We start from the raw sequence: 21607 nt of genomic DNA on the forward strand, positions 1-21607 counted from the left end.
CGCCTCGCCTACGCTGGAGCCATGCCCCGACTTCACGCCGAAGCCGACCCGTCCCGGTGGGTCCCCGTCACCGGATCCTTCGGACTGCGCGGTCGACGTCTGCGCAAGCGGGCGATCGGGATGGTCATGGCGCAGATGAACCGCTCGCTCGGGGTCGAGACCCGCGGCGGCGGCTTCACGGCGTGGGCGATGAGCCAGGCCGCCCCTGCCCTGATGCGCAAGGCCAACGGCCGCGTGCTGGTGTGGGTGTGGAAGGACGATCCGGAGCTGGTCGTCGCCGTCGCCGTGATCCAGGAGGCGTCACCGGCGATGCGGACGGCGCGCGCGTCACGGCCGATGGAGTATGACGACACGGAGAACTTCCCGCACCCCACCCTCGGCGTCGGGGAGCGGCTCATCATGGACGAGCCCGGGAGCGACCGGCCGCCCTTCGTCGGCTACACGTTCGACCTCGGCACCCACCTCGTCGAGCTCACCGCCATGAGCGGGGACACCACCAGGTTCCGCACGGTGCTCCCCGACCTGGACGCCCTCGCCCGTGAGCTGCGTGTCATCGACGATCTGTCCCTCGGTGAGGTACCGGGCACTCTCCGTCTGCCCCCAGCCTGAGCCGAAACACCCACGAGCGAGCGAAACACCCATGCGTCGCGGGAGGGTTTCGCGCGCTTCGGGGTGTTTAGCCTGCGGGCACGGGACGTCCGGACGGCTTCTGGGGGATAACCCCCGCAGAGCGAGGGGCTCTCCCCCTGGGGTGCGTGCGATCGGGCTCGTAGGTTTGGGTCATGACTTGGACACGACTCCGCGTGAACTCCGCGGCCGCCGCCCACCTGGCGGTGTACGGCATCGTCGGCTCGGTGGTGATCGGCGTGCTTGGGATGCTGATCGGTCTCGGAATCGGACTCCTGCCGGTGTTCGGCATCGGCCTCATCTTCCTCATCCCCCTGGCGTACCTGATCGGCACGATCCGCCGGGTTGAGGACCTCCGGGTCGCCGGACTCTTCGGCTATGCGATTCCGGCCCGCTCGTGGCCGACGTCCACGCGCACCGACGGCTGGCGCTGGCTGCAGACACTGTGGCTGCGACTGATCGACCCGGGCGCTTGGCTCGGCGTGCTGCATCTGCTCATCATCACCGCGCTCGGCAGCGTCGTGCTCTCGCTGATCCAGCTGATCGTCTCTGCGATCGGTTCCTTCGGAGCCGCGGTTTCCACCCCCGGCGCGGACGCGCGAATTCCTCTGATGACACTGAAATTCCCCGGGGTCGTCGCCGCTGTCCTGGATCTCGTCATCGTCGTCGCCGCCGTGGTGGCGATCCTCGCACTGGGCAGTGCCCACGCCAGCATCTCCCGCATGCTCGTCCCGTCCCGGACTCGCGAACTGCAGGAGATCGCGGAGACGGCCACGCGCCGCCGCGACGACGCCGTGCAGGCCGCCACGGTCGAACGCAGCCGCATCGAACGCGATCTGCACGACGGCGTCCAGCCCCGCCTGGTCTCGATCGGCATGACGCTGGGCCTGGCCAAGACGAAGGTCGCCCAGGACCCGGCCGCCGCGGCCGTGCTCATCGACGAGGCGCACGCCTCGACGAAGGAGGCCATCACCGAGCTCCGTCAGCTCGCCCGGGGCATCCGCCCGGCGGTGCTGGAGGATCGCGGGCTCGATGCCGCGCTGTCCGCCCTCGCTGCGCGGTCCCCGATCCCGGTGGTTCTCGACGTCCGCCTGGAGTCGCGGTGCTCCCAAGCCAGCGAATCGGCGATGTACTTCGCCGTCGCCGAGGCCCTGACGAACGCCGCCAAGCACTCCGGTGCGTCCTCGTGCCGGGTCACGATCCTCTCCCGCCCGGGCGGGATGGTCTGGGCCCGGATCGAGGATGACGGCCACGGCGGCGCCCGACCGGTTCCCGGTGGCGGCCTGGACGGCATGATCCGTCGGGTCCAAGCGGCCGGCGGCTCGCTGACGCTGACCAGCCCCGACGGGGGTCCGACCACGATCGAAGTGAGCCTGCCGTGCGCGTGATGATCTGCGAGGACTCGGGACTGCTCCGCGACGGAATCGCCCGTCTGCTCGAGGACGCCGGCCATGAGGTGACCGCGGCCCTGCCCGACGCCGATGGCCTGGCGGAGACCGTCGCGGCCGACCGCCCGGACCTCCTGGTGCTGGATGTCCGGCTCCCGCCGACGTTCACCGACGAGGGCATCCGCGCTGCCATCGCCCTGCGGAGCGCGGACCCGACGCTCCCGATTCTCGTCCTCAGCCAGTACGTCGAGGAGCGGTACGCCACCGACCTCATCGCCAGCAGCAGCGGGGGACTCGGCTACCTGCTCAAGGACCGCGTCGCCGATGTCGTCGAGTTCCTGGAGAGCGCGACCACGGTCGCCGAGGGCGGCACGGTCCTGGACCCCGAGGTCGTCGCGCAGCTTCTCACCCGGCGTCGGCGAGACTCGCGCCTCGAACGGCTCACCGACCGCGAGCGCGACGTCCTCGCGCTCATGGCCGAGGGACGGGCCAACGCCTCCATCGCCACCACGCTCCACATCTCCGAGGGTTCGGTCGAGAAGCACATCTCGGCCGTTTTCCAGAAGCTCGATCTCGAACCGGCAGACGGAAACCGCCGCGTTCTCGCCGTTCTCGCGCACCGCGGTGCGACCTCTTAGAAGGGTTCACGATGTCTCAGCAGCTCACTCCCCCGCCCGCTCCGACCACGGGCGCGGCGACCGCCCCGGAGCCCCGCGGGCGGAGCCTCGCCCGCACGATCACGATCATCGGGATCATCTTCATCGCCCTCGTCCTGGTCTCCGGCATCCTCACCGCTCTCGCCGGTCGAGGCGCGCCGACGCTGGAGAAGACCGCGAAGACCGACGGCGTCACCGCGGTGCAGGTCAACGCGAGCGCCGCAGATCTGGCGATCACGTTCTCCGAGAACGCGACCCAGGCTGAGCTCCACGTCACCGCGTCGAGCTGGCAGGGCGTGCGCGAATGGAAGCTCGATCGCGTCGGGGACACGCTGCAGGTCGGAGACGACAACGGTTGGAGCCCCTTCACCTGGATCGGTTTCAACGGCGAGAACGCCACCCTGGTTCTGCCCGCCGCCCTGGAGGGCACCGTGGACGCGAGTCTCCACCTTTCGGCCGGGTCACTGACCTACACTGGCGACGCTCGCGCGGTCGAGGTGGACGTCTCCGCCGGCGACCTCACGTTCACGGGCGCGGCCGAGACCGTGACGGCGACCGTCAGTGCCGGGTCCGCGGTCGTGACCACCCATGACGTGCGCACCGTCTCCGCAAAGGTCAGCGCCGGCGGCCTCACCCTCAAGACGACCGGCGAGGCTCCGGAGCGGACGGCGGTCGAGGTGAGCGCCGGCAGCGCCACGCTGACCCTGCCTGATGTCCCCTACGCCGTGAGCGGGGGATCCTCCGCCGGCGATCGACACATCAACGTGCGCCAGGACCCGTCCGCTCCGCACTCGATCCAGGCCGACATCAGCGCCGGCGACATCACGATCAATCCCGGCAACTGAGACGGGCGCACGAACGGGGCACTCTCTCTCAAAGCGAGTGCCCCGTTCGGTGGTGGGAGCTACAGTGCGACGTCACCGATCAGGTTCACACGAATGCCCATCCCGTCCAGCATCGCGGCCTTCGCGGCCAGCGCCTTGTCGGCGGTCGCCGCGTCGGGCGCGTAGACGAGCTGCGCGTGGTTGGCCTTGTGGCGAGCCATGAACTGATCCCGCGTGACGCCGTGGAGCACGACGTGCGCGATCGGCCATTCCGGGTTCGTCGCGTCCTTGCGCCGCTGCGTCTCGGCCTCCGGAAGCGCGACCGCGGTCCCACGGAAGAGATCCGCCTGCAGCACCCCCTCGGCGATGAAGATCCGGCTGAGGACGAGCTCCCCCGGCCGCGAGACGCCGTTGATCGTCGAGCCACCCGCGGGGAAGAAGACCGGGTGCTGGCGCCAGCCCTCGGCGTGCTCCCATCCCCCGAGGTGCGAGCCCGGCACCGAGCCGGAGATCTCGTACACCCACACGAACCGGCCGTCGTACTCCTCACCCCACCGGACGTCGTGCAGCGTGTTGTCCGGGACCAGCCCCATCGCCCGCCAGACACGATCGGTCACGAGCGTGTCGACGGCCACACCCTCATCGGCCTCGTTGAAGTGCGGGAACGCCCGCCCCTCGTGCAGGATGCGCTCGCCGTCCCGCGATCGCACGGGCGGGCGGTCGGTCGAGTTCAGCAGCCCCTCGGCGAGATCCGACGCCGGAACGAGGTCCTTCAGCCCCTGCTGGTACTGGATGCCGACCGCATCCAGGCCGAAGTCGTCCGCGATCCGCAGTGCCGCGATGTACATCTTGAACTGCCAGCGCAGCTGCGCCTCGGTGAGCTCGGTCGCCTCGTCCGTGCCGAGCCGGAAGGTCATCCCGCGCTCGCGCAACCAGTCCCCGACGGCGTCCGCCTCGGCATCATCGACGCGCAGCATCTCGGCGTACAGGGCCGACTGCGACAGCCGTTCCTTGTACACGCCGGTCGGGTTGAGCAGCTCGTCGTCGAAGATCGCGTTGTACATGCCCATGCAGCCCTCGTCGAAGACACCGACGATCGCCTTGTCCGTGTGAAGTTGCTCCGCGAGGGCGCGCCCGAGGCGCGTCTCCTCGGTGTCCGGGAGGTCCGGCAGCGGGCGAACATGCGAGAGGTCGTGCTCGATCCGCCCCGTCCGCGTCCACTCCTCGATCCCGGACCGGAACCACGTGTCCGTGAAGTCCACCGACCAGATCGTCGAGTAGCTGCGACCCATCTTCGTGAGCCCCGCGTTCAGCCCCAGCAATCCGACCAAGCCCGGCCAGTCTCCGGCGAAGTTCGCCACGGTGAGGATCGGCCCCGCGTGCGTGCGCAGACCGGCGAGCACGTGGTGGGAGTACTGCCAGACCGCCTCCGCGACGATCAAGGGGGCGTCCGGGGGAATGTCCCGGAACACCTCCATTCCCATGCGCTGGCTGGAGATGAATCCGTGGCCGGTCTCGGGATCGACGCCGTTGGCACGCCGGACGGTCCAGCCGAGGTCCGCGAACACACGGGTGACGCCCGCCTCCAGCTCAACCTGCGTCGGCCAGCCGGCGACGTTCGCGGACTCGCGCAGGTCGCCGGAGGCGATCAGGTACGCCGTCTGCGGCGGTGCGGACTCCTGCGGCCGTCGGGCCGGGAGCGTGTAGGTGCTCATGTCTCCTCCTTCTGCGATGGCTGAGCGGTGCCGCATACGGCGCTCGCTCCCGCCTCGATCACCAGATCCGTTGCGACCGGCACGCCGCGCAGAGTCAGCTCGCGCAGCCGCAGCCGCCCACCGTGGACGTCGAGCCGGACCTCGTCGCCGTCCACCCCCACCGTCCCCCAGGCGTGCGCCGTGGTGAACGGCGCTCGCACATCTCCCGCCGGAGCGAAGTGCAGCGTCTCGGCCGCCGCGTCCCACTGGGCGCCGGTGGCCGCGATGAGCAGCCCCCACGACGACAGCGAACGGGCGTAATGATTGCCGCACTCGATCTCGTTCCACGGATTGCGGACGACGCCGTCGTAGCGGGCGCGAGCTCGCTCCTCGATCGCGAGCGCCGCCTCCGGCATCCCGGCGAACAGCGCCGTCGCAGCCACCTGATGCTCGACCCCGGTCCACACTTCGTCCGCGTAGACGAACGGGATCCGCGGCCGGCCACCGTTCGGCCACGACGCCAGCAGGAGGCCGCCCTCGCCACGGACGGCGAACACGCGCTGCGTGGACGCCACGCTCGAGACGTCTTCGCGCAGGTTGTGCTCCACGATCTCCGCCAGCGCGGAGCGGATGTGGGCGGGGTCGACAACCGGCCCCAACCCGTTCAGGTAGGCGTGGAACTGCCCGAGCAGCTGATCCGAGAGCACCCCCGTGCCGTACTGATACCGCTCGGCATCGACGTCGTCGATGCGCTGGACGTACCGTCGCCCGTCGAACAGCCGCTCGTCCATGAGCCGGGATGCCGCCCCGGCCCGCGCACGCCAGTCCGACGCCGACGCGACGTCACCGACCGCGTCCGCCAGGTCCGCGCCGGCGAGCATCGCCGTGACGTACAGTCCGTTGGCCAACGGTTCGATCCCGTGGAACTCGATGTCGTACGTGTTGTGCAGCTCGCCGTCCAGCAGCCCGTCGCCGTCCCGGTCCCACCGGGTGGCCGCGTAGCGCAGGCAGCGCGCCGCCGCCGGGTACAGCTCGCCCAGGAACGCCGCGTCACCGCTGAAGCGCCATTCGCGGTGCAGTCGGATCACGGTGCCCAACTGGCCGTCCACGGCCGGACCCATGAACCAGGGGCGGTCCCCGAAGACGGCGGCGGTGCGGAACTTCTGCGCGCCGTCCTCATCGGTCTCCCGCAGGAACTCGTTGCGCCGGGCGGAACGCTCGAGCCCGGGCCAGAGCCAGGCGATGGTCTGTGCGTAGGACCAGACGTGCGTGCATGTACCCTCGCAGCTGCCCACGTGGTCGAATGACCCCTCCCAAGCCGCGAACTGCCCGCCCGGTGTCCCGTCTTCGAGCCGGAAGCAGGTCGTGGAGCGCGCGGCGGCGATGTTCGCACCGATACTGTCGGCGAGGACGCCCGGAAGTCCGCCGCTGTAGAGGGCGTCGCGGAACGCCAGCGTCGCGGCTTCCAGCGCGGCGAGGTCGCCGTGCAGTGCCATCGCCGCCGACCAGGCGTCCGGCCACCGGGTCGCGTACTGATTTCGCACGATCTCGTCTCGGTGCGCTTCTTCGGGGAAGATGTTGCCGGACCAGGCCCGTTGCCGATTCGGGAAGCACCAGGCGAGAACGAACTCGAAGTCCTGCTCGGCACCGGGGGCGATCTCGTGGCGGATGCCGAGCGAACCGGTGCGCAGCCGCGGCAACCGAGCAAGAACCTCGGCCTCGCTCATCTCTCCATCAGCGGCGGAATCCGCGAACAGCCCCGCGGGCCGGTCCACCAGCGTCGCCTCCGACTCCGCGTCGAGCAGACCGTCCGCGCTGAAGTCGTTCCAGAACAGCCGCGAGCCGTCCGGCCAGAAGCCCACCACCCACTGCGGCTTCACCGTCACCGCGTCATCCGTGGTGGTCAGGCTCACCGTGCCGGCACCGAGATCACCCTCCGGCAGGTCGGTGTCGAACGCGAGGCCGCGCACGGCACCTTCCTCCCGCCACCGCACGTTCTGCGTGGCCCGCATGCCCCAGGGCCCGTCGCCACGGCCGCCGGGGTGCGAGAGGCTGCCGGCGATCGTCACCGAGACAGGCTCCGGACCGGGGTTCGTCACGGTGTACCGCAGCACGGCGACCGGCATTCCGGACGCGTCCTCATCGAGCGGGACGAGCGGAGTGAAGGCGGTCAACCGCACGGCAACGGGCAGCGCGGCATCGGTGAAGTCCACTCGGGCGGTCGGGTAGGTTCCCGTGAGCGTCGCGCCGTCCAGGCGCGGAAGCCCGGCCACGCGCTCGAACGGATACCCGGCATCGAGATCGTGCGGGCCGTTGAGTACGGCTTCGAGCACGCGTGACACGGCGCGCCCATCGCCGGCATCGGCGTGGATCGCGAAGAACGAATAGGGGTTGATCCGCCCCTTGTCCGGGTGGTTCTCCAGCTCCCAGTCGCGCAGTTCCCCACGCGCACCGAGCGAGACGTTGCCGGTGCCGATCCCGCCGAGGGGAAAGGCGGCCCGGGATGCCGTGGACGCCAGCACGCGGGCCCCGTCGCCGCGGATCATGACGCGCGCCCCGCCCGGCACGCGCCCGCGAACCGCACACGCCCATCGTGGGCGCCGATAGCGATTCGTCCCGTCACGTGACCCTCCTCGGCCTCACGCCAGAGCGTAGACGAAATCGATTTCATGGACAAGAGCGCGGGAACGGATGCCGTAGGCCCAGCACGACGGCGCTCAGCCGGCGGTCACCGTCGCAGGAAGCACCTCGTGCGGAAGCACGACGGTCCGCGCAGCCCCGGCATCCCCGCCGATGCGGTCCAGCAGCAACTGCGCCGCGGTCGTTCCCATCTGGCGCGCGTTCAGCCGGATGATCGTCACGAGGTTCGGACTCAGCGTCGTGAACGGCAGGGAGCCGACGACCGCGACCCCGATCTGCGGCGGCGTGAGCCCGCGCCCGCTCAGTTCCTGGAGAACACCGACGCCGAGGAGGTTGTTGCCCGCCACGATCGCATCCGGCGGCTCCGGCCCCTCCAGCAGATCAGCGGTGGCATCGCGGCCACCGTCCACCCGGAAAGTGCTGAAGCGCAACAGGCCCTCGGACTCGGCTTCGGACAGCTCACGCTGCACCGTCGACCGCCACCCGTCGGCACGCTCCCGGGCCGTTTCGATCGACTCCGGGCCGGTGATGCACGCGATGCGCTGATAGCCCGCCGCAACCAGTTGCGCCGTGGCCTCGGCACCGGCGCTGCGGTTGTCCATGACCACACTGTCCACGTCGTACCCCGTCCGCCGGTCCACGGCGACGACGGGGCGGCCACCCGCGAGAACCTCGTCCAGCCGTGACGCGCTGCTCGCCGCGGCGAGAATGACGCCGGCCATGTTCTCCGCGAGGGCGATCTCGAGGTACGTGCGCTCCTTCGCCAACTCCGCATCGGTGTTGCACAGCACGACGGAGTAGCCGGCAGCCTGTGCGACGTCCTCCACGCCGCGCGCCATCTCCGTGAAGTAGGGGTTCTCGATATCCGGGATGACCAGCGCGATGACCTCCGCGCTCTGCTTGCGCAGCGTCCGCGCGGCCCGGTTCGGCGTGAACCGCAGCGCCGTCGCCGCCGACCGCACGGCTTTCGCCTTGGCCTCGGAGACGCTCGCCCCGTTGAACACACGCGATACCGTCGCCGGGCTGACGCCCGCCAATTTCGCGACCTCATAAATGGTGGCCACGCGTCTCCCCTTCGACCACCCGGAGCATTGACACGCCGGTCAGCCCACCCTACAGTGTTGAAATCGATTGCAGAAGGGCAACGCGCTCCGGAATCACGCGTTCGCTCACCCGGAGCACCAGGGAGCCACATGAGTCTGCCACCGTCCGACCTGGCTTCGATCGCTGCGCTGCGTCCCGTGCGCACCCGGTCGATCTCACCGGAGAACTTCGACGGCAGCCCGGGCGGGGGCGGTCGGGCCACGACGGGCACGGGAGCGAGTTGCGCGCGCGATCTCGGCCCGGGGTGGAAGATCTCCCCCAGCGTCGACATCCGCGCCGGCGAGACGTTCGACCTCGCCCGCATCGAGGGTGCCGGCAAGATCACCCACATCTGGATCACCACGCACACCGACAACTGGCGCACGCTGCTGCTCCGCGCGTACTGGGACGGTGCGGAGGAACCGGCCGTGGAAGTGCCCTACGGGGACTTCTTCTGCAACGGGTGGGGTGTGTTCGCCCAGGTGAACTCCACCGCCATCGCCGCGAACCCCCACGGCGGGTTCAACTCGTACTGGCCGATGCCCTTCCGCTCGGGTGCGCGACTGACGGTCGAGAACCTCTCCGACGTGGACGTTCGCATCTACTACCAGGTGACCTACGAGATCGACGGCGACTACTCGAATGATGCGTACTTCCACGCCCAGTGGCGCCGCTCGGCCCCGCTGGAGGACCGCACTCCGCACGTGATCCTGGAGGGCATCGAAGGACAGGGACAGTACGTCGGCACCTACATCGCGTGGGGAGTGAACTCCAACGGCTGGTGGGGTGAGGGCGAGATCAAGTTCTACCTCGACGAAGACGACGAGTACCCGACCATCTGCGGCACCGGCACCGAGGACTACTTCGGCGGGGCATGGAACTTCGATGTGCCCGGTGAGGGGTACACGTCGTTCTCGACGCCGTACCTCGGCATGCCGCAGGTCATCCGCCCGGACGGCCTGTACGTCAGCCAGCAGCGGTTCGGCCTGTACCGATGGCACCTGCTCGATCCGATCCACTTCAGCACCGGAATCCCGAAGGTCGACATCCAGGCGCTCGGCTGGCGCAGCGGATGGCGCTACCTGCCGCTGCGCGATGACATCGCCTCGACCGCGATGTTCTACCTGGATCGACCCACCGCGCGACGGCCCCGCACGCCATCGGCGGACGATCTGGAGGTGCACCTGGGCGCCGCCCCGGTGCCGGACATCGGCGCCACCCCACCGCGAGCGCCGCAGGACTGAGGCGCAAACCGATGCTGCTTTCGCTGACGGGCGCCAGCGGCGCGGGAAAGTCCACGGCCCTCGACCGCCTCACGTCGACCGCTTGGCCGGTACCGGTGAGCCTGGTGGAGTTCGATTCGATCGGGGTCCCGGAGGGGGCGGACACCGCCTGGCGTCACCGCACCATCGAACACTGGGTGCGTGAGGCCGTCGCCGAGCAGGCGGACGGGGGTCATCTGCTGCTGTGCGGCCAAGTGCCGATGGGCGAACTACTGGCGGCACCCTCGGCCGACCTGCTGGATGGAATCAGCATCTGCGTCCTGCACTGTTCACCGGAGACCCGCACGCGACGTCTGCTGCACCGCGGCGAGCATCCGGACGCGATCGTGCACCACAACCGGTTCGGCGAATGGTTCCTCGCGCACACCCTCGATCCCACGCACGCGCCCGAGGTGATCCGGACGGACGGCGATCCGACGATGCGCTGGTCGCGTTGGTCGGACTGGAGCGCCGGCGATCCGCGGTGGCGTGCGACGATCATCGACACCGACACGCTGACGCCGCAGGAGAGCGCGTCAGCGGTCGAGGAGTGGGCACGGAGCGAACTCGCTCCGATCATCTGAGCCGCTTCGCGCGGGCGGCGGCCTACTTCAGACCGGCCATCTTGATGTTGCCGATGATCTGCCGCTGGAAGATCAGGAACAGGATCATCACCGGGGCGGCGGCGAGCACGGAGCCCGCCATCAGCAGACCGAGCTCGGAACTGCGCTCCGAGCGGAAGGTCGCGAGGTACTGCTGGATCACGAACCGTTCGGGTGTCGTGATGGTCATGATCGGCCAGACGTAGGAGTTCCAGTAGGCCAGGAACGCCGTGATGCCCATCACCACGAACGGCGGCTTGGACAGCGGCAGGAACAGCCGGAGGAAGATCGCGAACCGCCCGCACCCGTCCAGCATCGCGGCCTCCTCGAGGCTCGCCGGGATGTTCAGGTAGAACTGCCGGATGAAGAAGATCATCGCGGCGCTGGCAGCGCCCGGGATGACCAGGACCGCAAGCGTGTCCAGCATCGACAGCCGGGTCACCACGATGAAGCTCGTCAGCAGGATGGTCATGCCGGGAATGAACATCGTGGTGATCACGATCACCCAGATCGTCCGCTTGAACCGGAACTCCAGCCGGGCGAAGGCGTAGGCCGCGAGCGAGTTGACGGCCAAGCTCAACACCGTGAACAGCACAGCGCCGAAGAACGTCCACGCCATCGTCCGCAGGAAGGACGGGTCGCCGAGGATCTGCGCGTAGTTCTGCCAGCGCCACACCTCGGGGAAGAACTGGAACGGCGTCTGGATCACTTCGGTCTTCGACTTGAAGCCGGCCACGACCATCCAGGCGAGCGGAAACAGCGCCGCGAGAACGAAGGCGAGCCCGACGATCGTCTTGCCGATGGCGAAGAACCACCAGGTCGCGCCGTGGCGGTGATGCAGGCGTGAGGGTCGCTGGGGTGCACCGGCCGGGTCGGCCACGGTCAGCGTACGGGTGGCGATGGCCATCAGCGGCTCCGTCCCGGACGGTTGCTCAGTGCGGACACGGTGTGTGACATCGGGAATGTCATCAGTCCACCAGCCTCTCGGAGTTCACGAACCGGAAGACCAGCGCGGAGACCGTGCCCAGGACCACGAACAGCAGCAGCGCCGCCGCGATCGAGTAGCCCACGTTCGTGTCGTTGCGGAAGTGATTGAAGATGAACAGGTTCGGCGTCGTGGTGGAGGCCAGCGGCCCACCGCCGGTCATGATCAACGGAAGCTCGAACTGCTGGATCGCCGCGACGAAACCCGTGATCAGCAGGTACAGGAAGATGTTCTTCATCTGCGGCATCGTGATGTAGAAGGTCTTCTGCCACCAGTTCGCACCCTCCATCGCAGCCGCCTCGTAGAACTCCGCGGGGATGTCGATCATCGCCGCGACCATGATCAGCGAGGTCAGCCCCATCCCGAGCCAGATCGCCGGCACCGCGATCGCCAGCAGCGCCCAGGCCGGGTCGCCGAGCCACGCGATCGGATCGATGCCGACGGCGGCGAGGGCGGCGTTGAGCAGTCCGCCGGAGTAGTCGTAGATCAGCACGAAGACGATCGAGGCGATCACGCTGGAGATGATCGTCGGAATGTAGATGCTGACCTTGAGCACGCTCGCGAAGCGCCTCGACACGGCGACGACGAGGCTCGCGAACAGGAACGCCAGGACGAGCATGATCGGCACCGTCAGGAGCACGAACATGAAGCCACGTCCGATGGCGTCGTAGAACAGGGGGTCGGACAGGACGGCGGTGAAGTTGTTGAGTCCGACGAACACGGGGTCCTTGTAGAAGCTCCAGTCCTGGAAGGACAGGTACATGGCGTACACCGTCGGCCAGATGACGAACACCCCGAGCAGCCCGACCGCCGGCAGTAGGAACCAGTACGCGACCTTGCCGTCCCGGAACCGGTATCGATCGTGCGCGCGTCGCTGGGCGGCGACCGCCCCTGTCGCAGCCGTCATGCCGCCACCTCCCCGTTCTCGGGGACGGCGGGGGCGGGGGCGGCCGCCCCCCCCCTCCCCCCGGTCCCTTCCTTGGCGCCCTTTCTTCGGGACCCTCCGGCTCGCCGACCGCGGCGGTCGCCCTCTCCCCCCTCCCCGCGGCGGCGCGCCGCGTCCGCGCCCCCCCCCCCGACCGCCCCGCCCGCCGGCAGTAGGACCCAGTCCGCGCCCTGGCCGCCCCGGACCCGGTATCGATCGGGCGCGCGTCGCGGGGCGGCGCCCGCCCCTGTCGCAGCCGTCATGCCGCCCCCTCCCCGTTCTCGGGGACGGCGGGGGCCGCCGCCCCCGCCCCCGCCGTCCGCACGGTCACTTCTTGGGCGCCTTATCTGCGAGACCGTCGCGCTGCACGACCGTGGCGATCGCCTTCTCCGCCGTCGCGATGGCGGCGTCCGGCGTCGCGGCCCCCTTCATCACCGTCTCCATCGCCGTGCCGACCGCGAGCGAGACGTCCCACGGGTAGGTCGGCTCCGGGATGGCGGTGGGGGCGATGTCCTTGACGAGGATGCTGGACCACGGGGCCTTCGCAGCCGCCTCATCCGCCGCGACCGCGTCCTGAACGGACTGCCGAACCGGGATCTTGGTGAACTGCGTGTTGACGAAGAACGGCACCACGTTCGCCGGATCCCCGGCGATCGACCAGGTGAGGAAGTCGGCCGCGGCCTGCGCGTTCTTGCTCTTCGCGTCGATCACCCACTTGAAGTTTCCGAGCGTGGTCGCGGTGCGATCGTTGCCGGCTTCCGAGCTCGGGAACGCTCCGACACCGGTCTTGGTGAGCAGGTCCTTGTAGTCGGAGCCGATCTCGGACATCATCCACGATCCGGACACCTTGAAGGCCACCTTCTGCTCTCCGAAGTCCTTACCCTCGACATACGCGGCCAACGGCTGCTTGGGCATGTACCCCTCATCCCAGAGCTTCTTGTAGTAGCCCATCAGCGCCTTGTAACCGTCATTGTTGATGTCGGCCGCTGTCCAGTCATCCTTCAGCGCGGTGTGACCGGCGAAGTTGTACTGCTGACCCACGGTCGACCAGGCGAACGTCGCCGCGTCCTGGGCCGGGGAGATGCAGTACTGGCCGCTCTTCAGCGTCGGCTTGATCTTGGCGCAGGCCGCGAGCAGGTCGTCCCACGTCGCGGGAGCCTTGTCCGTGTCAACCCCGGCTGCGGAGAGCATGTCCTTGTTCCAGAACAGCACCGCTTGCGCCTCCTGCAGCAGCGGGTAGGCGTAGTACGTGCCATCGACCGCGGAGATCGACGTCGCCGCCGGCAGGATCTCCTTGAGCTTGTCATCGGGCACCAGACCGTTGAGCTTGTGCAGCTGACCGGCGGCGACCGCATCCTGGATCGATCCGGAATGGGTGTAGATGTCCGGCGCCTTGCCCGCAGCCTGTGCGGCCTTCATCTTCTGGTCCCACGCATCGGCGGGGACTTCGGTGTCCACCACCTTGATCTTGCTCTGGGACTCGTTGAACTTCTTGACGATGCCGGAGTACCAGTCGTTCTCCGCCGGAGTGAAGGTGCGGTGCCAGAACTGCACTTCGGTGACGCCGCCCGCATCACCGCTTCCGCCGCCGGCGGATTCGCCGGGGGTGCCCGAACCGCACCCGGCCAGCAGCGTGATCGCCGCCACGGCCCCGGTTGCACCGAGAACGAGCCGACGCGAACGTGATGTGCTCATGCTTTCCTCCTCAGGAAGCGACCCATCCACGGGTCAGTGCCGTGACGCGACATCAGCTCGACGCACGTCGTCGCTGACCTCGTGGGGCCAGCGTAGACGAAATCGATTTCACGGTCAATGGGTGGCGAGACGATTGAGGTCGGCCGAGAACCAGAACACGTTGTACGGACCCCAGAGCGACAGGGTGAAGTAGATCGTCCGGCCGCCGTCCGTGACGTAACGCGGGTTGAGGAACGGCGCGTAGAGGCCCGGAAACTTCTTCCCGGACACCAGTTCGATCGGCTCACCCCACGACCCCCACGGCGTGATGCCCTCGCGGATGTACGCATTGCCGGCATCCGAGTACGTCATCACCCAGCGGTCGAGATATGTCGAGAACATCACCGACAGCTCACCGATCGTGCCCTCGACGACGTGCTCGGCGTCCGCCGCGGATCCGCTCCACTGCGGCGTCCCATCCGCGCCGACGCCGGAGTAGTACTGGTACGCCGACGCGTCCTCCACCGCCTCCCGGCGGTCGGCCACGCGCATCAGGTCGACGGATCCGAACCTCCCGGCCGGGATCGTCCAGAAGTAGATCTGCGCGCCGTCCGGGTCGTCGACGTGGGCGGTGGCGACCTGGATGGTGTTGGACCCACCAGGCCATCGCGGCTGCGCGAGCTCATGCCAGGAGCGCCCCTCGTCGTCCGAGCGCGCCAGGGCGGCGTAGTTCGCGTCCCAGGCACCGGGCTCGCCCCAGTGCGAGACCGACATGAAGAAGGCGTACAGCGACCCGTCGACCGCGAACCCGTAGGTGGGGATCTTCGTCACCTCGCCGCCGAAGTCGTTGGCGTCGTGATCGCCCTCCACGATCGGCGCCGCCAGGCCGAACTCGTCGACGGCCCAGCCGTCGAAGGTGATGCCGTCGGTCGGATCAGCGTCGGTGGACCAGGCGACCACATTCGATCGCCAGTTGCCGCCCTGCCCACCGATGGAGTCCGGGTCGCGTTCACCGAACGTATCGCCGAACAGGAAGTACGTCGTGTCATCGAGGTTGACCATCGAGCCGAGGTCGGTGCCGGCGACCCCCACACCGACGGTGTCGTTGATCGCCCCCGGACCGGTGAGACGCGCGATCTCGGTCAGCGCGCTCACGCCCCCGAGGACGAACGGCTTGGTCTGATCCAGGTTCACGGACACACCCTCTCCACCGGCGCACGCTGTCGCGAAGAACAGGAGCCCGAGCGCGCCGGCGGCCAGCATGCGTGCCCGTCGTCGCACCATCATGACCCCCGGAGGCGAAATCGATTTCACCTGCAGGGTAGGGCATCTTCGCGGCCCGCGGAACACTGCCACGCGAGTCACGGCCCTGATGCCGGGCGCTCCCAGACGGCGCGGCCGAGCGGAAACGGTGCTCAGACCGTGGCGTGCTTCCCCCGGGCGAGCGCATGCTGGATGTCCCGTGTGGCGGCGTACAGCGCACGGTAACGGGCGAAGTTCGCATCGTGCCCGACGCGCGTCGCGGTGTTCGGCTCGATCACGATCGCCGTGTCGTTCCAGTCCTCGATCGGGAAGTCGCCGATCACGGCACGACGAGCGAGGTAGGCGGCCCCGTAGCTCGCTCCGATCGTCAGCCTCGGGACGTGCTGAGTCAGACCGGTGACGTCCGAGACCGTCTGCAGCCACAACCGGCCCTGCGTGCCACCCCCGACGGCGACGATCCGCGTGATCTCCGCGCCCGCTTCCCGCATGGCGTCGACGTTGTCGCGGACGCCGAACGCGGTCGCCTCGAGCGCCGCCCGATACAGGTCTCCGCGACCGTGGTCGAGGGTCAGGCCGGCGATCACTCCGCGGGCGTCCGGGTCAAGGATCGGCGTGCGCTCCCCTGCGAAGTACGGCAGCATCAGCAGTCCTCGAGCGCCGGGCCCGGACGCCTCCGCCTCCGAAAGCAGTGTCGGGAAGTCCGCCCCCGTGAGTCGACGCAGCCAGTCGGTCACCGCGCCCGATGTGGCCAGCCCGCCGGCCAGGCACATGGTTTCCGGGAAGGCACCGACTGTCGTCCACATCGACGGATGGCGCATCGTGCGGATGTCCGTGGCGACGAGGAACATCGTCGTGCCGTACATCAGCAGCAGGTCACCGGGACGAACGGCGCCGGCGCTGATGCCCTCGGTCCAAGCATCGATCGTCCCGCTGATCACCGGAATTCCCGCGGGCAGACCGGTCTCGGCCGCGGCCTCGGCTGCCACCGCGCCCACCACGTCCTTCGGGTAGACCAGGCGCGGACGCTCGATCCCGGGGGCGATGCGCTCCCACCACGGCTCGTGCCAGCGCCGGCGTTCGACGTCGTACAGCGGCGTGGACTGGCTGGCGCTGTGGTGGTCCAGCACGTATTCGCCGGTCAGGTGCCGGGCGAGGAACGACGCCGGCATGAAGAGTCGGCGCGCGGCGGCGTACGCCTCCGGCTCATGCTCCGCCACCCAACGGAGCTTCGGCCCCACGGCCTGTGTGGTGAGGCGAGAGCCGCCGATGGCTGTGACCATGTCCTCGCCGAGTTCGGTGGTGAGTTCCTCGATCTGCGCCGTCGCGCGCATGTCGACGCCGTAGAGGATCGCGGGGCGCACCGGCTGATCCCGGTCATCCGCCAGCAGGACGCACGGCCCCATCCCGCTCACTCCCACGGCGATGACAGCCGCCTCCGGGTGCGCGGCGAGCAGCTCACCCGTGAGGTCGACGAACTCGCGCCACCAGGTGCGGCCGTCCATCTCCGCCCACGTGGGCTCGGGACGATCCACCCGGTGCTCGGCGACCGCCTGGCCGACGATCTCTCCCGCGGCATCGACGAGCACCGCCTTGGTGCTGGAAGTGCCGATGTCCACTCCGAGCGTCACCTCGGTCGTCGCTCTGTCATCCCGGACCTTCGTCATGGCGCCGCTTCCCGTCGTCGATGGTCGCCGGCGATGAGGGCCCGCCGGTCGGACGATCCATTTCAGCGCCTTCGGATCGCCCCGTCCACCCGCAGCGTCGCAACTGGCGCGGGAACGCGAAACGGGCGCCTCCCGAGGGAGGCGCCCGTTTCATAGCGGTGTCAGTCCGCGGTGGCGTCCGGATCCGCGCGGTGCGGATGAGGACGGTACAGCGTGACCTCAGTGGAGCGCCGGACACGACGGCCGGCGCGGAGCGTGATGATCGAGCCGGTGGCGCCGGCGGCGAACACTCGCGCTCCGGGGCGGCTCTCCGCGTCCTGGCGCGCCTGCTCCTGCAGGTCGGTGACCTGCCGGGTGAGCGAGCGGACCGTCTTCTCCAGCTCGATGATCCGCGCGATGGCCGGCAGGCTCATCCCGTCCCCCGACATCTGCGCCACCTGGCGCAACTGTCGGATGTGGACCACCGAGTAGCGGCGACTGCCGCCCCGGGTCCGGCCCGGGACGACGAGTCCGATCCGGTCGTACTGCCGAAGAGTCTGCGGGTGCATGCCGGCCAGCTCCGCGGCCACGGCGATCGCGAAGATCGGCGCGTCCTCGTCACGGGTCTGGTCTGACATCACTCACTCCTTTCGCCTTTCGCGGGCCACGAACCGTCAGGCCTTCGCCTTCGCCAGCAGCTCGGCCCGCGGGTTCTCCTTGGGCTCCGCCTCGGCGAAGCGCTCCAGCGCTTCCTTGGCCGCGCCCTCGAGGTGCGAGGGAACGACCACCTGGACCTCGGCGAGCAGGTCGCCGGTGCCCTTGCTGCTCTTCACGCCCCGACCCTTGACGCGCAGCACGCGTCCGGAGGGGGTACCCGGCGCCACCTTGAGCTTGACCGGGTCACCACCGAGGGTGGGGACCTCGATCGTCGACCCCAGAGCGGCCTCGGTGAAGGTGACCGGCACGGTCACCCGCAGGTTCAAGCCGTCCCGGGTGAACACCGGGTGCTTGCGCACCGCGACGCTCACGACGATGTCGCCGTTCGCGCCGCCGTTCGGCGACGGACGCCCGCGGCCACGCAGTCGGATCTTCTGCCCGTCCGCGACCCCGGCCGGAATCTTCACCTTGAACGGCTTGCCGTCCTCGCCCGCCAGCGTCACCGTCTCGCCGTTGACCGCGGTCGCGAAACCGATCGTGGTCGTGGCGGTGACGTCCGCCCCCTTCTGGGGACCGGCGCGGAACCCGGCCGATCGGCCGAATCCGCCACCCTGCTGCTGGTTGAACATGCTGAAGATGTCGTCGAAGTCCGCCGACTGCCCACCGCGTCCGCCGCGGTTGAACATGCTGAACACATCCTCGAACCCGGCCGACGATCCTCCACCGCCCCCACCAGGGGCCTGGAATCGTGCACCGGATCCCATCGCGCGGATCTGGTCGTACTCGGAGCGCTGCTCCTTGTCGCTCAGCACGGCGTACGCCTCGCTGATCTCCTTGAACTTGGCCTCAGCGGCCGCGTCCCCGGGATTCGAGTCGGGGTGGTACTTGCGTGCGAGCTTGCGGTAGGTCTTCTTCAGGTCAGCGGCCGAGACGTCCTTGGACACCCCGAGGACCTTGTAGAAGTCCTTGTCGAACCAATCATTGCTCGCCATCGATCCCCCCTGTTCGCTTACTCAGCGGGAACCGCGACGACGACCTTGGCCGGCCGGAGCTCGACATCGCCGAGGCGGTAGCCCACCTCGACCACATCGAGAATGGTCGACTCAGTCGCTCCCGGCGTCGGCTGCTGGAAGATGGCCTCGTGACGCTGCGGGTCGAAGACCTCGCCGACCTCACCGTACGTCTCCACGCCCTGGCGTGAGACCAGCGTGCGGATCTTGTCGGCGATGACGGCGAACGCGCTGCCCTCGGCGAGATCGCCGTGCTTCTCAGCACGGTCGAAGTCGTCCAGCACCGGCAGCAGCCCGGAGAGAACGTCGCGCTTGGCGCGCTGCTTCTCGACCTCACGGTTCGCGTCGGTCCGGCGGCGGTAGTTGGCGTACTCGGCGGTCAGGCGCTGCAGGTCGGCCAGATGGCCGTCCGTCGCCTCGTCGGCGCCCTCGGCGTCGACGTCGGCCGCGGCCGCGTCCTCGCTCTGGGCGGCACCGAGGATGTCATCCACGGTGAGTTCCTCGTCCTGCGAAGCGGGGTCGGAGGCGTGAGCCTCCGACCCCTCAGCGCCGGACGGGGCTTCGTTTTTCTCGAAGTCCTTGTCGTCCGTCATGTCTCTTACTTCTGCTCGTCCTCGTCGTCGACGACCTCGGCGTCGATCACGTCTTCCTCGGGGTTCGGGTTCTCACCGTTACCCGGGTCCGTGACGGTCGGGTCGCCCTGCTCACCGGCGGCCTGCTGCGAGGAGTACAGTGCCTCGCCCAGCTTGCCCTGGCTCTGGCTCAGGGTGTCGAACGCCTTCTTCACGGCGTCGTCATCCTCACCCGCGAGCGCCGTCTTCACGGCGTCCACGTCAGCCTGGACGGAGTCCTTGACGTCGGAGGGCAGCTTGTCCTCGTTGTCCTTGATGAGCTTCTCGACGGAGTACGAGAGGGTCTCGGCCTGGTTGCGGACCTCGGCGGCCTCGCGACGCTTCTTGTCGTCGGCGGCGTGCTCCTCGGCCTCGCGCATCATCCGGTCGATGTCCTCCTTCGGCAGCGAGGAGCCACCGGTGATGGTCATCGACTGCTCGGTGCCCGTGCCCTTGTCCTTGGCGGACACGTGCACGATGCCGTTGGCGTCGATGTCGAACGTGACCTCGACCTGCGGAATGCCGCGCGGAGCCGGCGCGATGCCGGTCAGCTCGAACGTTCCCAGCGGCTTGTTGTCACGCGTGAACTCGCGCTCACCCTGGAAGACCTGGATCGCGACGGACGGCTGGTTGTCGTCGGCCGTGGTGAAGGTCTCGCTGCGCTTGGTCGGGATGGCCGTGTTGCGCTCGATGAGCTTGGTCATCAGCCCACCCTTGGTCTCGATACCGAGGCTCAGCGGGGTGACATCGATCAGCAGAACGTCCTTGCGCTCGCCCTTCAGCACACCGGCCTGGATCGCGGCACCGACGGCCACGACCTCGTCCGGGTTGACGCCCTTGTTGGCGTCCTTGCCGAGCTCGCCCTTGACGATCTCCGCCACGGCGGGCATACGGGTCGAACCACCGACGAGCACGACGTGCGCGACGTCGGACACCTTGATGCCGGCTTCCTTGATGACGTCCTGGAACGGCTTCTTGGTCCGATCCAGCAGGTCCTTGGTGAGGTCCTCGAACTTGGCGCGGGTCAGCGTCTCCTGCAGGTTCGCCGGACCGTTCTCGGTCAGCGACAGGTAGGGCAGCGAGATGGAGGTCGACATGGAGCTGGACAGCTCCTTCTTCGCCTGCTCCGCGGCCTCCTTGAGGCGCTGCAGGGCGATCTTGTCGCCCGAGACGTCCACACCCGTGGAGTCCTTGAACTGCTTGGTCAGCCACTCGACGATGCGCTGGTCCCAGTCATCGCCACCGAGGCGGTTGTCACCGGCGGTCGAGCGGACCTGGATGGTCGAGAAGTCGTCGTCCTTGCCCACCTCGAGGAGGGAGACGTCGAAGGTTCCACCACCGAGGTCGAAGACGAGGATGAGCTCGTCCTCCTTGCCCTTGTCCAGGCCATAGGCCAGGGCGGCCGCCGTCGGCTCGTTGATGATGCGCAGGACGTTCAGACCCGCGATCTCGCCGGCTTCCTTCGTGGCCTGACGCTCGGCGTCGTTGAAGTACGCCGGAACCGTGATGACGGCGTCGGTGACGCTGTCGCCGAGGTACTCCTCCGCGTCATGCTTCAGCTTGCCGAGGATGCGCGCCGAGATCTCCTGCGGCGTGTACTCCTTGCCATCGATCGCCTGGGTCTTCCAGGTGGTGCCCATGTGGCGCTTGACGGACGAGATCGTCCGGTCGACGTTGGTGACGGCCTGGCGCTTGGCGGTCTCACCGACGAGCACCTCCCCGTCCTTGGTGAAGGCGACGACCGAGGGGGTCGTCCGGAAGCCTTCGGCGTTGGCGATGACCTTCGGCTCGCCACCTTCCAGAACCGAGACGACCGAGTTGGTCGTACCGAGGTCAATACCTACTGCACGTGCCATTGTTTTTCCTTTCGTGTCAGCCAGTCCCCTGACCGACGGTGGCTCGCCCTTGCTGGGCCGCAGCCGAAATCTGTGGGTCCGTCCGAAGACGGTCGGGACTTGAGCCCCGATGACTCAACCTTAGATCAGAACCCGTTTCCGTGTCAAGTCAAAGTTGATACTGTTTGACTCAACTTTGAATTCGGCGCGGATATTCCCCCGCCCCTT

General features: G+C 68.6%; 18 protein-coding genes. 6 read left to right on the forward strand and 12 right to left on the reverse strand.

Translation table 11 applies throughout. The features are described 5' to 3' along the window. The first annotated feature begins 21 nt into the window (after nt 1-21). The 4 genes from BN1193_RS13895 to BN1193_RS13910 all read left to right on the forward strand — a co-directional run bounded on the left by BN1193_RS13895 (nt 22) and on the right by BN1193_RS13910 (nt 3516). The gene (locus tag BN1193_RS13895) at nt 22-609 is read left to right on the forward strand and encodes a hypothetical protein (protein WP_040167416.1); all 588 of its coding nucleotides are present in this window, start codon (nt 22-24) and stop codon (nt 607-609) included. A 173-nt stretch (nt 610-782) separates the two neighbouring features. After that, entirely contained in the window at nt 783-2015 is a 1233-nt protein-coding gene (locus tag BN1193_RS13900; protein ID WP_040167418.1) for a sensor histidine kinase, read from the forward strand. Then, nucleotides 2006-2653, forward strand: coding sequence for a response regulator (locus BN1193_RS13905; RefSeq protein WP_040167419.1), 648 nt, complete (start codon nt 2006-2008; stop codon nt 2651-2653). The genes BN1193_RS13900 and BN1193_RS13905 overlap by 10 nt, the downstream gene beginning before the upstream one ends. Nucleotides 2654-2664: 11 nt before the next feature. Continuing rightward, nucleotides 2665-3516, forward strand: a complete 852-nt coding sequence (locus BN1193_RS13910; RefSeq protein ID WP_040167421.1) for a DUF4097 family beta strand repeat-containing protein — start codon at nt 2665-2667, stop codon at nt 3514-3516. A 59-nt stretch (nt 3517-3575) separates the two neighbouring features. Here BN1193_RS13910 and BN1193_RS13915 read toward each other — a convergent pair whose 3' ends face one another. The 3 genes from BN1193_RS13915 to BN1193_RS13925 all read right to left on the reverse strand — a co-directional run bounded on the left by BN1193_RS13915 (nt 3576) and on the right by BN1193_RS13925 (nt 8893). Beyond that, nucleotides 3576-5210 (reverse strand): fucose isomerase, encoded by a 1635-nt coding sequence (locus tag BN1193_RS13915; RefSeq protein WP_040167422.1) that lies wholly within the window; start codon nt 5208-5210, stop codon nt 3576-3578. Beyond that, complete coding sequence (locus BN1193_RS13920) at nt 5207-7735, reverse strand: GH116 family glycosyl-hydrolase (RefSeq protein ID WP_052460948.1); 2529 nt, start codon at nt 7733-7735, stop codon at nt 5207-5209. The genes BN1193_RS13915 and BN1193_RS13920 overlap by 4 nt, the downstream gene beginning before the upstream one ends. Before the next feature lie 171 nt (nt 7736-7906). Beyond that, on the reverse strand, nt 7907-8893 hold the full coding sequence (locus BN1193_RS13925) for a LacI family DNA-binding transcriptional regulator (protein WP_040167424.1): 987 nt from the start codon (nt 8891-8893) through the stop codon (nt 7907-7909). A 129-nt stretch (nt 8894-9022) separates the two neighbouring features. Between BN1193_RS13925 and BN1193_RS13930 the strand changes: the two genes are divergently transcribed. Both BN1193_RS13930 and BN1193_RS13935 read left to right on the forward strand, forming a co-directional pair. Then, a complete protein-coding gene (locus BN1193_RS13930; RefSeq protein ID WP_040167426.1) occupies nt 9023-10156 on the forward strand; it encodes a glycoside hydrolase family 172 protein in 1134 nt (377 codons plus the stop codon). 11 nt (nt 10157-10167) lie between these two features. Continuing rightward, nucleotides 10168-10758: an adenylate kinase family protein gene (locus tag BN1193_RS13935; RefSeq protein WP_052460804.1), complete on the forward strand. Its 591-nt coding sequence runs from the start codon at nt 10168-10170 to the stop codon at nt 10756-10758. Nucleotides 10759-10780: 22 nt separating this feature from the next. Here BN1193_RS13935 and BN1193_RS13940 read toward each other — a convergent pair whose 3' ends face one another. The 9 genes from BN1193_RS13940 to dnaK all read right to left on the reverse strand — a co-directional run bounded on the left by BN1193_RS13940 (nt 10781) and on the right by dnaK (nt 21400). After that, nucleotides 10781-11683, reverse strand: a complete 903-nt coding sequence (locus tag BN1193_RS13940; RefSeq protein WP_094770540.1) for a carbohydrate ABC transporter permease — start codon at nt 11681-11683, stop codon at nt 10781-10783. A gap of 61 nt (nt 11684-11744) precedes the next feature. Further along, complete coding sequence (locus BN1193_RS13945; protein WP_040167428.1) at nt 11745-12668, reverse strand: carbohydrate ABC transporter permease; 924 nt, start codon at nt 12666-12668, stop codon at nt 11745-11747. 345 nt (nt 12669-13013) lie between these two features. Further along, nucleotides 13014-14381, reverse strand: coding sequence for an ABC transporter substrate-binding protein (locus tag BN1193_RS13950; RefSeq protein ID WP_040167431.1), 1368 nt, complete (start codon nt 14379-14381; stop codon nt 13014-13016). Between the two features lie 114 nt (nt 14382-14495). Continuing rightward, complete coding sequence (locus tag BN1193_RS13955; protein WP_040167433.1) at nt 14496-15647, reverse strand: DUF4185 domain-containing protein; 1152 nt, start codon at nt 15645-15647, stop codon at nt 14496-14498. A gap of 128 nt (nt 15648-15775) precedes the next feature. Continuing rightward, entirely contained in the window at nt 15776-17287 is a 1512-nt protein-coding gene (locus tag BN1193_RS13960) for an FGGY-family carbohydrate kinase (RefSeq protein ID WP_052460805.1), read from the reverse strand. Nucleotides 17288-17448: 161 nt separating this feature from the next. After that, the gene (locus BN1193_RS13965) at nt 17449-17904 is read right to left on the reverse strand and encodes a heat shock protein transcriptional repressor HspR (protein WP_040167435.1); all 456 of its coding nucleotides are present in this window, start codon (nt 17902-17904) and stop codon (nt 17449-17451) included. Between the two features lie 36 nt (nt 17905-17940). Next, nucleotides 17941-18915, reverse strand: a complete 975-nt coding sequence (locus BN1193_RS13970; protein WP_040167437.1) for a DnaJ C-terminal domain-containing protein — start codon at nt 18913-18915, stop codon at nt 17941-17943. Between the two features lie 17 nt (nt 18916-18932). Further along, the gene (locus BN1193_RS13975) at nt 18933-19526 is read right to left on the reverse strand and encodes a nucleotide exchange factor GrpE (RefSeq protein ID WP_040167439.1); all 594 of its coding nucleotides are present in this window, start codon (nt 19524-19526) and stop codon (nt 18933-18935) included. A gap of 5 nt (nt 19527-19531) precedes the next feature. Further along, nucleotides 19532-21400 carry a molecular chaperone DnaK gene (gene dnaK / locus BN1193_RS13980; RefSeq protein WP_040167440.1) on the reverse strand — a complete coding sequence of 623 codons (1869 nt, stop codon included), beginning with the start codon at nt 21398-21400 and terminating at the stop codon, nt 19532-19534. Between the last annotated feature and the right edge of the window lie 207 nt (nt 21401-21607).

The organism is Microbacterium gorillae (genome assembly GCF_000826185.2).
In the GTDB taxonomy this organism is placed as follows: Bacteria; Actinomycetota; Actinomycetes; order Actinomycetales; family Microbacteriaceae; genus Microbacterium; species Microbacterium gorillae.

Excerpts from the sequence above, each read along its gene's own strand:
- BN1193_RS13975 (WP_040167439.1), bottom strand. The coding sequence starts at position 19,526 with ATGACGGACGACAAGGACTTCGAGAAAAACGAAGCCCCGTCCGGCGCT.
- BN1193_RS13920 (WP_052460948.1), bottom strand. The coding sequence starts at position 7,735 with ATGATCCGCGGCGACGGGGCCCGCGTGCTGGCGTCCACGGCATCCCGG.
- BN1193_RS13940 (WP_094770540.1), bottom strand. The coding sequence starts at position 11,683 with ATGGCCATCGCCACCCGTACGCTGACCGTGGCCGACCCGGCCGGTGCA.
- BN1193_RS13970 (WP_040167437.1), bottom strand. The coding sequence starts at position 18,915 with ATGGCGAGCAATGATTGGTTCGACAAGGACTTCTACAAGGTCCTCGGG.
- BN1193_RS13935 (WP_052460804.1), top strand. The coding sequence starts at position 10,168 with ATGCTGCTTTCGCTGACGGGCGCCAGCGGCGCGGGAAAGTCCACGGCC.
- BN1193_RS13945 (WP_040167428.1), bottom strand. The coding sequence starts at position 12,668 with ATGACGGCTGCGACAGGGGCGGTCGCCGCCCAGCGACGCGCGCACGAT.
- dnaK (WP_040167440.1), bottom strand. The coding sequence starts at position 21,400 with ATGGCACGTGCAGTAGGTATTGACCTCGGTACGACCAACTCGGTCGTC.
- BN1193_RS13930 (WP_040167426.1), top strand. The coding sequence starts at position 9,023 with ATGAGTCTGCCACCGTCCGACCTGGCTTCGATCGCTGCGCTGCGTCCC.
- BN1193_RS13900 (WP_040167418.1), top strand. The coding sequence starts at position 783 with ATGACTTGGACACGACTCCGCGTGAACTCCGCGGCCGCCGCCCACCTG.
- BN1193_RS13955 (WP_040167433.1), bottom strand. The coding sequence starts at position 15,647 with ATGATGGTGCGACGACGGGCACGCATGCTGGCCGCCGGCGCGCTCGGG.
- BN1193_RS13915 (WP_040167422.1), bottom strand. The coding sequence starts at position 5,210 with ATGAGCACCTACACGCTCCCGGCCCGACGGCCGCAGGAGTCCGCACCG.
- BN1193_RS13910 (WP_040167421.1), top strand. The coding sequence starts at position 2,665 with ATGTCTCAGCAGCTCACTCCCCCGCCCGCTCCGACCACGGGCGCGGCG.
- BN1193_RS13950 (WP_040167431.1), bottom strand. The coding sequence starts at position 14,381 with ATGAGCACATCACGTTCGCGTCGGCTCGTTCTCGGTGCAACCGGGGCC.
- BN1193_RS13960 (WP_052460805.1), bottom strand. The coding sequence starts at position 17,287 with ATGACGAAGGTCCGGGATGACAGAGCGACGACCGAGGTGACGCTCGGA.
- BN1193_RS13895 (WP_040167416.1), top strand. The coding sequence starts at position 22 with ATGCCCCGACTTCACGCCGAAGCCGACCCGTCCCGGTGGGTCCCCGTC.
- BN1193_RS13965 (WP_040167435.1), bottom strand. The coding sequence starts at position 17,904 with ATGTCAGACCAGACCCGTGACGAGGACGCGCCGATCTTCGCGATCGCC.